Source organism: Streptomyces sp. NPDC107471, from assembly GCF_055582845.1.
In genome coordinates this window covers 256,523-269,398 of the sequence record NZ_JBVJPC010000011.1, presented here as the reverse complement: position 1 = coordinate 269,398, position 12,876 = coordinate 256,523, and the positions used below count along the sequence as shown (strand labels likewise).

Below are 12,876 nucleotides of genomic sequence, written 5' to 3'. Positions count from 1 at the left end.
CGTTCTACTTGGCGCGGACACGCCGCCTCCCTTCCTGGGGACGCTGGGATTCGTAGTAGACCCAGAAGCTGCTGCCCCGGAAGACGATCGCCGTGAGCACCATGATCATCAGGAAGAGGATCCAGGCGAGCGCCGACGCGTAGCCCATCTGGAAGAACTTGAAGGCGTTCTGGTACAGGTAAACGACGTAGAACAGCAGGGAGTTGGAGGGGCCGCCGCCGTTCTGGGTGATGACGTACCCCTGGGTGAAGGTCTGCAACGCGTAGATGAGTCCTGTCACCACGTTGAAGAAGATGACCGGGCTGATCTGCGGAACGGTGATGTTCCACAGGACGTGCAGCCGGCCGGCGCCGTCGAGGGCCGCCGCCTCGTAGAGCTCGGTGGGAATGTCCTGAAGGCCCGCCAGGTAAATGATCATGTTGCCGCCGACGGTCCACAGGCTCATGATGACGACCGCGGGGAGGGCCCAGTCCGGGTCGAACAGCCACTTCGGGCCGTCGACGCCCAGCCACCCCAACACTCCGTTGATCAGGCCGTGGTCGGGGTTGAACACCCAGATGAACAGCACGGTCTGCGCGACCCCGCTCACGAGCGAGGGCAGGTACCAGATGGTGCGGAACACATGGATGCCGCTGACCTTCACGTTCATCAGCAGCGCCACCGCGAGCGACAGCACCGTCTGCGCCGGGACGCTGAGCACCGCGTACAGCAGGGTGACCTTGATGGCCTGTCCGACGTCCGGATCGTGAAACGCCTGCCGGTAGTTGTCGAGCCCGGCGAACCGTGCCGGGCTCAGCAGATCCCAGTGGGTGAACGACAGGACCAGGGAGTAGACCATCGGGCCGCCCGTGAACAGCAGGAAGCCGACGATCCAGGGGGAGGCGAAGAGCCAGAACGCCGCGGTCGTGCGGCCGATCCACCCCCGTCTCACCGCGAGCCACAACGCGGCGCCGAGAAGCCCGAAGACGACGGCCGTCATGATGACGAAGGCGACGATGGGCTGGAGTCCCACATCGAGGTGGAACCGGGCGAGGAGGCCCTCCAGGCCCTTGACTATCTCTGACATGTCGAGGATCGGTCCTTCTCGGTGCCGTTCACGGCCGTCCGCCTAGGGGTTACTTGGTCGCGTCGAGCATCTGCTGACACTTCTCCTGAAGCTGCGGCAGCACGGTCGCCGGGTTCTCGTGGCCGGTCCCGATCGCGGTGCGGGAGTTCAGGGCGGTCGAGAAGGTGCTCTCGATGCGCACCTTGTCCTTCACGTACGGCGTGGTCACCGCGTGCTCGACGGCGTCGACGAAGGACTGGAGGTTGACCTCGGGCGCGGCGGACTTGAAGGCGGTCAGCGAGTCCTTGACCACGGGAACACCCAGCGCGGACTTCTTGGACGCCAGCAGGTTCTGGGCGGCCGGGTCGGTGCTCATGAACTTCGTGAAGATCTCGGCGGACTTGGCCTGCGCGGCGCTCGCGCTCTTGGCGATGCCGAGGCCGTCGACCTCCATGGGCTCACCACGGCCCGACATGGGGACGAGCGCGAAGCGGGAGGTGTCCAGCGCGGCGAACTTCGCGATGTTCCAGGGGCCGAAGTCGGGCAGCGCCGCGACCTTGCCCTGGGAAAGCCACTGGAGCATGTCCTGGCCCTGCGTGGCGATCGCGTCGGGCGCGAAACCGTCGGGCTTCACCGAGTCGACGACGGTCCGCGCGGCCCGGACGCCCGCCGCGTCGCCCATCGTGCACTTCGTGCCGTCGGCGTTGTAGTAGGAGCCCCCGTCGGCCAGCAGCCATCCGTCGTACCACAGGGGTGCGGAGCCGTAGACCTTGGACGAGCCGGAGCCGCTGGTCATCTTCTTCGCGGCGGCGACGAAGTCCGCGGTGCTGAGCGGTGTCGTGCCGGACGGCACCGGGAGGCCGGCCTTGGTGAAGCTGGTCTTGTCGATGGCCATGACTTTGCTCTTGGCCACGAACGGCACGGCGTAGTCGGTGCCGTCGACGGTGCCCGCCTTGGCGACGGCCGGGGAGTAGTACGCGCCCGTGTCGACGGCGACCGGTTTGAAGGCGGTGAAGAAGCTCGGCAGTGAGGTGTTGGAGATCGCGGCCACCGTGGGGGCGTCCCCGCCGGCGATCGACGTCTGGAGCTTCTGCTCGTAGTCGCTCTGGATCCAGTTGGCCTCGACGCGGATGTCGGGGTGGGCCTTCTCGAAGGCGGCGACCATGCTCTTGAGGGTCGCGTTCTCCTCGTTGCTGCCCCAGTAGGCGAACGAGATGGAGGCGGCGTCGCCGCCGCTGTCTCCGGGGGTGGCCCCGCTCTCGTTGCTGCACGCGGCGAGGGAGGCCATGCAGCCGACGACTACGGCGGCTGTCACTGCGGTTCTCAACACGGAAGTTCCTTGTCGTTGCGGTTTGTTGCCGTTGGGGAGGTGGGGCGGTTCAGCTCTGCGGGGGAGTAGCGGTGATGTCGTGGTCGACGGTGACGCGCACGCGTCCGCCGACGGGGACGTCCACCCGTGTGGTGCGGCCGTCCTGCCAGGTGCTGGTCCAGGTGACGGCGCTGCCGTCGCTCACCCACAGTTCGCTGGCCTCGTGTCCCTCGTGGCGGACACCGATGGTCGAGGTGCCGGCGGGGATCCGGTCGACCTCCAGCCAGGCGTCGGCGGGGAGGTGCGAGCGGGTGCGCACCTCGCCGTCGCGCGGGCCCACGCTCAGGCCGGTCAGGCCGGTCGCGATGTGGGCGACATGGGTGAACGGCACCTCCGGGTAGTCCGCGCGGGAGTCCGCCAGGAACCTGATCCAGCGCAGGGCTTCCTCGTCGCGTCCGTACCGGAGGTATGCCTCGGGCAGGTAGGTGAAGGCCTCGATGTTGTGCGGCGGGCTCTTCTCCAGGCACGCACCGAGGAAGTCCAGGTGGGCGGTGGCCCGTTCGTCCGGGCGCATGATGCCCTTGACCGCCGGGAACCAGGTGCTCTCCAGCCCGAACCCGCTGACCGGCCCTTCCTCGGTGAAGCCCGCCGTGTAGTGCGCGTGCTCCGCCAGCCACCAGCCCTCGGCGAACTCGGTCTCCAGAGCGGCCGCCCGCGCGGTGTTCCAGCGGGTGAAATCCGGGTCCAGTGCCGCGTCGGCCGCTACGTCCGCCAGCGCGCGGTGGGCCGCCCACTGGCTGGCGATGCCGTCGCCCGCGACCAGCAGGTGCGGGGGATGCTCCACCTCGTTGTACGTGGCTGTGCCCTGGAAGATCTCGCCGCTGCCGCGCTCACCGGCGACTCCGGTGCCGAGGGGGTCGTGGGCCTGCGCGAACGAGGTCAGCGTGGTGCGGATGAACGCGGCGATCTCCGGTGTCCGCAGGAATCGCTCGTCGCGGGTCCAGCGGTACTGCTCGACCGCCTTCTCCACCAGCTCGAACGGTGCAGGTATCTCGCGGACGAAGTCGTCGTCGTGGTGGTAGTCGATGGCCGCGGGTGTGCCGTCGAAGAGGAACGCCCACAGCGGGTACCAGCCGCGCCGCTCGGTGGCGGAACCAGCGAAGTGCCGGAGCATCGCCAGGTTCTCGGTGTCGAGGCCGAGCAGGTGGCCGCCGAGCATCTGGTGGGCCAGATCCCGGGAGTAGAACATCGGCCGGTCGGTGAGTCCCGCCCAGTAGCTCGGCAGGAAGTCCGCACGCCGCCCGGTCTGTACCCACTCCCGGGCTCGCTGTGACGCCCAGATGAAAGAGTCGACAAGATCCGTCAAGCTGGATCGAACTTGGAGGAACATGTTGTGCGGCTCAGGGCCGCTGAGACATGTGGAGGGCTGCGGAAATGGTGGTCCCTGCGCCATGTCAGGGAGTGTTGCACGCACGTCAACTTGGCGTCAATGCATCGTTGTTGCAAACCTGTTCGGCGACGTATGTTTGCCTATCTGTCCAGGCAGGATGCGGGTGTGAAGCGCCCTGAGCATCCGATGTGTGTCCGAAACGGTGCTGTTGAGGGCATGTGGTGGTGTCGCCCGGCGCGTGCCGTCGATGGGACGTATGTGTGCCGAAAGTGTGCCGATGCTCTGTTGACGTCTCATGACGCATGGCGTCAATTGGACGTCATTCAGAGGTCAATCGAGGGCAGTGGGTCGTTGACTTCGCGCAGCGCAGGAGGCAGCACGCCAATGGCGCCGGTGCCGCGGAGAGCGGGGCCTGGCGAGATGGCGTCGGGTTCGGTAACTGCTCTCAGGAACGCGGCGGGGCGGTGGAGCCGCGCACGATGAGCTGCGGGTCGAAGAGCAGCTCACCCGAGGGGACCAGTTTGCGGTTCACCAACTGCACCATGGCCGTGGACACCGACTGCGCGAGCCGCTCGACGGGTTGGCGCACCGTGGTCAGCGGCGGATCTACGAAGTCCATGACCTGCGAGTCGTCGTAGCCGACCACCGACAGGCCCTCCGGGATCGAGATCCCCCGGCGCCGGGCCGCCCGGATCGCGCCGAGCGCCATGTAGTCGCTGGCCGCGACGATCCCGGTCACCCCGAGGTCGAGCAGGGTCTCCGCGGCGGACATACCGCCCTCGACGCTGTAGACCTGCCGGACGACCCGCCGCTGCGGATCGGCGGCGCCGCGCGCGGTCATCGACTGGACGAACCCGGCCAGCCGGCGCTCGCTGGGCCGGTTCCCCACCGGACCGACGATCAGGCCGATGTCCCGGTGACCGAGTCCCCACAGGTGGTCGACCGCCAGCTCCGCCGCGACCGTGTCGTTGGTCGAGAAGCTGGGTGCGGGGTGACCGTCGATCGCGCCGTTCACCAGCACGAAGGGGATCTTTCGCTCCGCGAGCAACTGGTAGACCGTCGGGTCGGCCCCGATCAGGGTGTTGCTGGCGGACGCGAAGACCGCACCGGCGATGCCCAGGTCCATCGTCGACGAGACGAAGTCGATCTCCTGGAGCCCGCCCACGGTGGTGGAGGCCACGATGGCCCGGAAACCCTGCGACGCGAGCGCCGACTCGATCAGCTCGCACAGGTGGCCGAAGAACGGCTGGGCCAGGCCGGGGGTGAGGACCACGACCAGTTGGTTCTGGGCGCCGCGGTCGTAGCCCAGCTCGCGGATCGCTTCCTCCACCTGGCGCCGCGTGGCCATCGCGACGACTCCGCGCCGGTTGATGACACGACTGACTGTGGCCTCGCTGACGCCGGCTCGCGCCGCGACGTCGTTGATCCCGACCTTGGCCATGACTCCCTCTGCGGTGAACGGCGCCGCCTGGCGTGGTGCGAGTGTACCGGGGGTGGGGCGGGGGGAGGGGCCGGGTGGCGTGCCGCCAGGTGGAGGGCTGGACGGAGCGCTGTCGGGCGGAGGGGGCGGGTGGTGTGCCGCCGGGCGGAGAGGCTGCCGGGTGGAGTGCTGCGGGGCCGAGGGGGCAGGGGGGGTACCGCCAGGTGGAGGGGTGGCGGGGCGGAGGGCCGCCGGGTGCAGTGCTGCCGGGCTGAGCGCTGCCGGGCCGCGGGGCGAAGTGGTGTGCCGCAGGTGGAGGGCTGCCGGGCGTAGAGGGTCGGGGCGGAGAGCCGCCGGGTGGAGTGCTGTCGGCCGGAGAGCTGCCAGGTGGAGGGATGACGGGCGTAGAGGGTCTGGGCGGAGTGCTGCCGACCGGACAGCCGCCGGCCGAAGAGCCGCTGGCTGGAGAGCTGCCGACCAGACAACCGCCGACCAGACAACCGCCGGCCGGAAGGCCGCCGGCCGGAGAGTTGCCAGGTGGAGTGCCGTGAGAATGGGGCCGCCGGGCGGAGAGCGCCCGGCGGAAAGCCGCTGGATCTAGGGCTGTCGGGCGTAGCGCGTCTGGGCGGTGCCGCCAGGTGCGACGCTGTGCTCAACCCGCCTCGGCGACCAACCACCCGTCGGTACCGGGACGCACGGTCCACGGCCCCTGGGACAGGTCCACCCGCACCGACGCCTCGCCCAGCAACACCCGTACGACACCCACCTGCTCGGAGCGTCGGCGCAACCGTGCCTCGATCAGCCGCCGTTCGCCGTCCCAGGCCAGGTCCACCACGACTCCGGGCCGTGCCACCAGCCCCCGCATCCGTCCGGCGGGCCAGTCGGAGGGCAGGGCGGGCAACAGCTCCACCGCACCGGCGTGGCTCTGCAGCACGCATTCCGCGATCGCCGCCGTGAACCCGAAGTTGCCGTCGATCTGGAACGGCGGATGGGCCGACAGCCGGTTGGGGTAGAGGCCGCCGTGCTCACCCGTCGCCGCCGGATCCACCTCGCGCAACGCCAGATCGATCAGGGCGGGCAACCGTTGAGCGTGGCGCAGCCGGGCGCGCAGTGCCAGCTTCCAGGCGAGCGACCAGCCCGTGGAGTCATCACCGCGTACGTCGAGTGTCCGGGCCACCGCGGTCGCGTGTTCCGGAAGCATGCCGGTGCCGGGAAACGCCTCGTACAGCGATGACAGGTGCCGGTGAGTCGGCTCGGCCATGGCATGCGGGCCGTGCCACTCCCGTATCGTCCCGTCCTCGTCGGTCTGCGGCTTCGGCAGCCGGCCCAGCACGGCCCGTGCCGCCTCGGCGACGCGGTCGTCGGGCTGCCCGGCGAGCCGTGCCAGGGTCACGACCGAGGTGAACACCTCGCGGGCGATGCCGATGTCGACGGTGGAACTGACGTCGACGGCGAGCGGGCCCGCCGGGGTGAGGAACCTGTTCTCGGGCGACGAGGAGGGGGAGAAGCCGAGGGTGCCGTCCGGCATCTCGACCAGCCAGTCCAGGAGGAACCGCGCGGCGCCCCGGACGATCGGCCAGGCGCGTTCCCTTGCGAACGGCAGCCCGGCGCCGAAGGCCACATGGTCGGTGAAATGCCGGGACAACCAGCCCCCTGCCAGCGGCCAGAACGCCCAGGCGGGGTCGGCCCGCCCCTGGCCGACGGGGGAGGTGTAGGCCCATACGTCGGTGTTGTGGTGCGCGCACCAGCCGTCCGCCCCGTACAGCCGCCGCGCGGTCTCGGCGCCCCGCATGCTCACGGCCTCGACCAGGTCGAACAGCGGGGGCAGGCATTCGGCGAGGTTGGTGACGTCCGCGGGCCAGTAGTTCATCTGGGTGTTGATGTTGACGGTGTAGTTCGAACTCCACGGCGGGCGCATCGAGTCGTTCCAGAGCCCTTGGAGCGTGGCCGGCGGCCCACCGGCCCGTGAGGAGCTGATCAGCAGGTACCGGCCGTAGTGGAACAGGAACGCGAGCTGCCGCAGCCGTTCGTCCACGGGGGCGTCCCAGCCCAGTTCCACCCGCCGGTACAGATCCGCGTGATCCGCGCGCTGCCGTTCGCGCAGTGTGGCAGCGCCCCACTGTACGGCCGAGTCGAGGTCCCGGCGTGCTGCTGCGAGGGCGTCGTGCTCGTCACCACGCGGTTCAGCGCCGATCGCGGTAAAGGTGGTGCCCGTGGTCACCACGATCTCGACGTGCCGGACGCCGCGCGCGGCGAGCATGGGACCGCCGTGCGAGTCGGGCGCGAGGACTTCCTCGCCGTCGTGGGACCAGCGGAGCGCCACCGCTCCCCGCAGGCTGACCCGGTCGTCGTACACCGGTGAGGGCGCGTCGGGTTCGTGCGGCGGCGCGACGTCGGACGGCATCCGGGTGGTGAGCCAGGCCAGCCGATTGTCGCTGCCGCGGCCCAGCACGCGCAGCGGGGAGTCGAGGCCGACCGCGAGGTCGATGCCGGGGCCCGAGGCCACGTCGATGGTCATCAGCAGTGCCCGGTCGGGATGCGAGACCACCGTGCGCCTGACCACGCTCACGCCTCCCGCCTCGTACTCCACGACGTGCTCGGCCGTGCGCAGGTCGAGATGGCGGGAGTACCCGGTGATCCGCCCCGGCGGGTTGGTGACCTCCACCGTCAGTTCGGCGAACGGCAGGTATGCCTGGGACCAGCGTTCCTGGAGGCGCCGGACCGCCGCGTCGGCGCGGGCGTGGTCGCCCTCCGCGAGCGCCCTGCGGGCCTCGGCGACGGCCTCGCGCGCCGTCCCGGCTCCGACCCGGCCGTCCTGGAACTCGCTGGAGGGCGAACCGGACCACGCCGTACCGTCGTTGAGCAGCACCCGCTCCCGCTCCACACCGCCGTCCGGCATCGCGCCGATCCGCCCGTTGCCGAGCGGCAGCCTTTCCAGCCAGTGACCGGCCGGCCGGTCGAAGGAGAGCCGGTGCGGGCTCTGCGCGGGGCCGGGGGAGTGGTCCGGCACGATGCCTCCTGGGTGGATGCAGACTGGCTACACTGACGCGCCAAGACTTTGACCGGACATTAGGCCATCGTCAACTCCGTCGTCCTTGCGGGGCCGACGTGTGCCCGGCGCCCCGAGGTCCGTTGGGGGCCGTCGACACCTCTTCGAGTCCTCGCTCCGGCGCATACGGCGGGGCCCGCGACGGCGGCCTGATCCGAACGCCGAACCAGCAGCCAAGGAGTGTGCGTGGCACCTCGCACCATGATCGACGTCACCGCGTTCGGCGCGGACCCCACCGGTACCCGGGACAGCGCCGAGGCGGTCACCGCGGCCCTGCGTGCGGCATGCGCGGTACGGGCCCCGGTGACCGTGCGCTTCCCGCCCGGTCGCTACCAGTTGTATCCGGAGCGGGCCGAGCGCCGCGATCTGTACGTCTCCAACACCGTGGGCGCCGACCGGCGTCACCTGACCAAGACGATCGCGCTCCTCGTGGAGAACGCTCACGACATCGTGATCGACGGCACGGGCGCCGCCCTGGTGCTGCACGGCGCGCAGACCGCGTTCGCGGCGATCGACTCGTCCGACGTGCGCTTCGAGGGGTTCTCCTTCGACTACGTCTCGCCCCGCGTCGTCGACGTCACGGTGGTGGACGCTGGTGCTGGGACGGGCGCGGGCGTCGGCACGGACGGCGACACGGACGGCGACACGGGTACTGGGCCGGGTACGAGTACGGGCGCGGACGGCGGCGGGGCCTGGCGGGAGTTGGCCCTGCCCGCGGACACCCGCTTCCGGATCGACGGCACCACCGTCATCTGGCTCGGCGAGCCCAGTCCCGCCGACGGAGAGCCGTACTGGACCGGTACGAACGCGATGGAGTACACCCAACTCCACGACCCGGTGGCCCGGCGCACCTGGCGGGACCGCAACCCCTTGTTCGACGACGTGACCGCCGTCCACCGACTCCCCGGCAACCGGCTGCGCCTGTCCTACCGCTTCGCCGACGCCCCCGACGACATCGGGATCGTCTACCAGATGCGCACGACGGTGCGTGATCATCCGGGCGCGTTCGTGGGCGGCAGCGAACGCGTGGAGATTCGCGACGTCTCGGCGCACTACCTCCACGGCTTCGGCCTCGTCGGGCAGATGAGCCGGGACTTGACCGTACGCGACGTCCGTTTCCGTGCCGACCCGGCCACCGGTCGTACGTCGGCCGGGTTCGCCGACTTCATCAACCTGTCGTCGATGGCCGGGCAGGTACGGATCGCGGACTGTGTCTTCGACGGGCCGCACGACGACCCGATCAACGTGCACGGCACGTATCTCGTGGTGGCCGAACGTGTGGCCGACGACAGGGTGACGCTGGCCTTCCGGCACCCGGAGACGGCAGGTTTCGCCGCGTTCCGGCCCGGTGACACGATCGAGTTCACCGCTCGGGCAACCCTGGACACCGCAACCGGCTTCACCGCACGCCTCACGGCCGTCGACGGACCGCACGACCGGGACGACGAGGACGACCGGCGCCTGACGACCGTGACCCTGGACCGCCCGTTGCCCCCGACCGTCACCCCGGAGCACTGGGTCGCCGAGAACGTCAACGCCACGGCCTCGGTCCACATCGTCGGCAACCACTTCGTCAACGTGCCCACCCGCGGCGTCCTGGTGACCACCCGGCAGCCGGTCCTCATCGAGAACAACCTCTTCGACGGCGTGACCATGGCCGGCGTCTACGTCTCCGCCGACGCCGAGGAGTGGTACGAGTCAGGGCCGGTCGCCGACCTCACCATCCGCGACAACACCTTCCTGCGCCCGTCCACCCCCGCGATCCTCATCGCACCGACCAACACGGTCCTCGACCCCGCCCACCCCGTGCACCGCAACGTGACCATCACCGGCAACGTCTTCGAGGACGCCCACGCCCCGGTGATCCGCGCCCGCTCGGTCGGCGGACTGACGGTCACCGGCAACCACGTGACGGGTACTGGCGTGGGCGCCGTCGCAGTAGCTCCGGCTGAGACCGATCTCGTAGCCACCGAGGGCTGCTCGGACGTGGTCGTGGAGGGGACGACGGGGGTGGGTCGGTCATGAGCGGAGGTGAGGCGCCAGCCGACGGGGACTTGGTCCTGCGGGTGCGGGTGCGGGTGCGGGTGCGGGTGCGGTTGCGCGGGGGCCGGTGCGTCAGTCGTCCCGGCCAGGGTCGTAGAGGGCGGCGGTCGCGGCGGACGTACGGGCCAGGTGGCGGCGGAGTTCGTCGGGGGTGAGAACCTCGGCGTCGGCGCCGAAGGCGAGCAGGGTTTGGGCGGCCGGCACGGACCGGAACCGCAATTCGACGTGCGTCCAGCCGGGGTCGTCCACCCGGTCCGGTGGAACGGCCTCTGCCGCGACCCCGGGAGCTGCGAGGTCCGCGGCGTGGACACGCAGGAACATCGCCAGGATGTCGTCGCGGACCCGTACGGTCACGGCGAGCGGGGCGGGCAGTTCGTCGATGCCGCGGCGCAGCAGGTCCCAGACGTCCGTGAGTTGGGTGTTGGGGCGGCGGCGCACCGGTTCGTCGAGGACGGCGGCGGATTCGGCCCGGTCGGCGCGGAACAGCCGGGGCTCCCCGTCGCGGTCGGCGACGAGGTACCAGACGCCGGCCTTGTTGACCAGGCCGTACGGGTCGAGTGTGTAGGTGTGCACCCGGTTGTCGCGGCCGTGGCGGTACCGCAGGCGCAGGCGGCGGTCCGTGAAAACGGCCTCCTGGAACGCGGTGAGGTCGGGCGCCGTGTGGTCCGGTCCGGGGGCTCCGCGCCAGCGGACCGGGTCGATGAAGACGCGGCGGCTGGTGAGGTCTGCGTCGGGGCGGTGGGGCGCGGGCAGCGCGGCCATGACCTTGCGCAGCGCGGAGCCGAGGGCCGTGCCTAGACCGAGATCGGCGTGGGCTGAGCCGGACAGCAGGACGAACAGCGCGCGGGACTCGTCGGCGGTCAGTCCGGTGACGTCGGTGCGGAACCCGGGCAGCAGCGCGATGCCGCCCTGCGGACCGCGCACGGTGTAGACCGGCACGCCGGAGGCCGACAGCGCCTCGACGTCCCGCATGATCGTGCGGACCGAGACCTCCAGCCGTTCCGCCAGCTCGGACGACGGTAGCTGCCCGTGTGACTGCAGGAGCAGCAGGATGGAGAGCAGACGTTCGGACCTCATGCTCGGAATCTCCCTCACCTATATGACAGAGGGTGTCATATATGCCGGAGAGGATCCGTCTCACCAGGCCGCGATCCGACGCGGCCGTGCCGCTCCCTCGGGCGGTCTGTCGGCCGCACCGGCAACCCGGTGCCCGGCAGGACCGCGGGGGCGGTGTGACGAGGAAGGGAACCACCTGCCATGACCATCACCGGATCCGCCGTCGAGGTCGCCGAAACGTACGTACGCGCCTGGCTCGGCGGCAATGTAGACGAGGCCATGGACCTCATCGCCGACGACATCGTGTGCCAAGCCCCGTCCGGCCCCGTGCAAGGCGCCGACGCATACCGCCGGTTCCTGGCGCCGTTCGCCGGCATGGTCAGCAGCGGTGAACTGCTCGGCGTCTTCGGCGACGACAACAACGCGGCGATCGTGTACGCAGTCGACGTGCCGTTCGCCAAGAACTTCCACGGTGCCGAGTACCTGACCGTCGAGGACGGGCGGATCACCCGAGCCATCAGCGTCTTCGACCGCGCGCCGAGCATGCGGGCCGGTGGCCAAGGCTGACCCCGCCCTCCGCCGTAGGCCGTGGTGCCGGTCTGCACTGCGGCCTACGGGGGTTCGTTCCAACGGGCGCCTTCGCCGACCAGTGCGGCCACGCTCCAGAGGTGGCTGGAGAAACGCGACCCCGTCAGGGGCTCCGTCCCGCTGCCCCGGCGAGGCAATCTTGCGCAACCGCAGGCGAGTTGGGAGGCAGAGGCAGCCGCAGAGGCAGCGGCAGCGGCAGAGCTTGGCGGCTCGGTGCCGCTACCGGACCGCAAGACCTGACCCCTCTCGCCTGCCGCCTCCAGGGGGGTGACGGCTTCCACCGCGAGATGCCCGGCATCGCCGGTCTGTGCAGCGTCACGCGGCGACGCGGGCGGGCCTGACCGCAGTCGACTGTTCAGGCTGCGGTGGGCAGGAGTTGGACCAGGCCGACCCAGTTCTCCCCGTCCACCTTGGTATGGATGGCGCGTACTCTCCAACTGCCGGCGGGCAACGGGATCGAGGCCTGCGCGGGCATTCCACCGCCGGGATACTCAATGCCCAGTTCGGAGCCCGCCTCGGCGGAGTCCATGAGTACCGCGGGACCGTCCGACACCCAGGTGCCGCACTGCTCCCACTCCGTGGCCAGGTCGGCAAGAACAGCGTCTGCCGCAGCCCTCAGCCCGGCCTCGGAGTCAGCGGCAAGCCACCGCAGGAACGCTCGGTGCTCGGGCAGGTAGGTGCTGGTGGCCGGCTCGTCCGCCAGCACCAGTGCCTGGGCACCGAGCTCGCCGACGGTGATTGCACCGGCCAGATCGTCCACCGCACAGGCCCGGTCGTAGTCGTCCGGAGCGGTGGCGTCACCCACCATGACCCCACTCTCGGTACAGCCGCGCCATGCGGCCAGGGCAGAGACGGGGATGGCGATCAACGGGCCGCCCATCGACTCCACCCAGACAGAGGCGGCTTGGGAGGTATCGGCTGCGACAGACGAAGAGGCGCTCATGCAGGCAGTGTGCCCTCGGCCACTGACAACGCC

The 12,876-nt window shown here is 70.3% G+C and carries 9 protein-coding genes; 2 read left to right on the top strand and 7 right to left on the bottom strand.

From position 1 onward, the window contains the following. Nucleotides 1-4: 4 nt before the first annotated feature. The 5 genes from ACZ66S_RS32960 to ACZ66S_RS32940 all read right to left on the bottom strand — a co-directional run bounded on the left by ACZ66S_RS32960 (nucleotide 5) and on the right by ACZ66S_RS32940 (nucleotide 8,174). On the bottom strand, nucleotides 5-1,066 hold the full coding sequence (locus ACZ66S_RS32960) for a carbohydrate ABC transporter permease (RefSeq protein ID WP_469905222.1): 1,062 nt from the start codon (nucleotides 1,064-1,066) through the stop codon (nucleotides 5-7). Between the two features lie 49 nt (nucleotides 1,067-1,115). Then, nucleotides 1,116-2,375 (bottom strand): ABC transporter substrate-binding protein, encoded by a 1,260-nt coding sequence (locus ACZ66S_RS32955; RefSeq protein ID WP_469905221.1) that lies wholly within the window; start codon nucleotides 2,373-2,375, stop codon nucleotides 1,116-1,118. A gap of 49 nt (nucleotides 2,376-2,424) precedes the next feature. Continuing rightward, a complete protein-coding gene (locus ACZ66S_RS32950) occupies nucleotides 2,425-3,720 on the bottom strand; it encodes a hypothetical protein (protein WP_469905220.1) in 1,296 nt (431 codons plus the stop codon). 469 nt (nucleotides 3,721-4,189) lie between these two features. Continuing rightward, nucleotides 4,190-5,185 (bottom strand): LacI family DNA-binding transcriptional regulator, encoded by a 996-nt coding sequence (locus tag ACZ66S_RS32945; RefSeq protein ID WP_469905219.1) that lies wholly within the window; start codon nucleotides 5,183-5,185, stop codon nucleotides 4,190-4,192. Nucleotides 5,186-5,816: 631 nt separating this feature from the next. Then, nucleotides 5,817-8,174 (bottom strand): glycosyl hydrolase family 95 catalytic domain-containing protein, encoded by a 2,358-nt coding sequence (locus ACZ66S_RS32940; protein ID WP_469905218.1) that lies wholly within the window; start codon nucleotides 8,172-8,174, stop codon nucleotides 5,817-5,819. A 225-nt stretch (nucleotides 8,175-8,399) separates the two neighbouring features. Here ACZ66S_RS32940 and ACZ66S_RS32935 point away from each other — a divergent pair, with 225 nt between their 5' ends. After that, on the top strand, nucleotides 8,400-10,238 hold the full coding sequence (locus ACZ66S_RS32935) for a right-handed parallel beta-helix repeat-containing protein (RefSeq protein ID WP_469905217.1): 1,839 nt from the start codon (nucleotides 8,400-8,402) through the stop codon (nucleotides 10,236-10,238). Nucleotides 10,239-10,328: 90 nt separating this feature from the next. Here the strand turns inward: ACZ66S_RS32935 and ACZ66S_RS32930 are convergent, their stop codons facing one another. Further along, nucleotides 10,329-11,333 (bottom strand): helix-turn-helix transcriptional regulator, encoded by a 1,005-nt coding sequence (locus ACZ66S_RS32930; protein WP_469905216.1) that lies wholly within the window; start codon nucleotides 11,331-11,333, stop codon nucleotides 10,329-10,331. 180 nt (nucleotides 11,334-11,513) lie between these two features. On the opposite strand from ACZ66S_RS32930, the gene ACZ66S_RS32925 reads away from it, so the two are divergent. Continuing rightward, complete coding sequence (locus tag ACZ66S_RS32925; protein ID WP_469905215.1) at nucleotides 11,514-11,879, top strand: nuclear transport factor 2 family protein; 366 nt, start codon at nucleotides 11,514-11,516, stop codon at nucleotides 11,877-11,879. 376 nt (nucleotides 11,880-12,255) lie between these two features. Here the strand turns inward: ACZ66S_RS32925 and ACZ66S_RS32920 are convergent, their stop codons facing one another. After that, nucleotides 12,256-12,843 carry an Imm21 family immunity protein gene (locus ACZ66S_RS32920; protein WP_469905214.1) on the bottom strand — a complete coding sequence of 196 codons (588 nt, stop codon included), beginning with the start codon at nucleotides 12,841-12,843 and terminating at the stop codon, nucleotides 12,256-12,258. Nucleotides 12,844-12,876 lie beyond the last annotated feature (33 nt).

Bases quoted from the DNA above. Each gene is read 5' to 3' on its own strand.
- ACZ66S_RS32960 (WP_469905222.1), bottom strand. From the start codon at position 1,066: ATGTCAGAGATAGTCAAGGGCCTGGAGGGCCTCCTCGCCCGGTTCCAC.
- ACZ66S_RS32945 (WP_469905219.1), bottom strand. From the start codon at position 5,185: ATGGCCAAGGTCGGGATCAACGACGTCGCGGCGCGAGCCGGCGTCAGC.
- ACZ66S_RS32930 (WP_469905216.1), bottom strand. From the start codon at position 11,333: ATGAGGTCCGAACGTCTGCTCTCCATCCTGCTGCTCCTGCAGTCACAC.
- ACZ66S_RS32925 (WP_469905215.1), top strand. From the start codon at position 11,514: ATGACCATCACCGGATCCGCCGTCGAGGTCGCCGAAACGTACGTACGC.
- ACZ66S_RS32920 (WP_469905214.1), bottom strand. From the start codon at position 12,843: ATGAGCGCCTCTTCGTCTGTCGCAGCCGATACCTCCCAAGCCGCCTCT.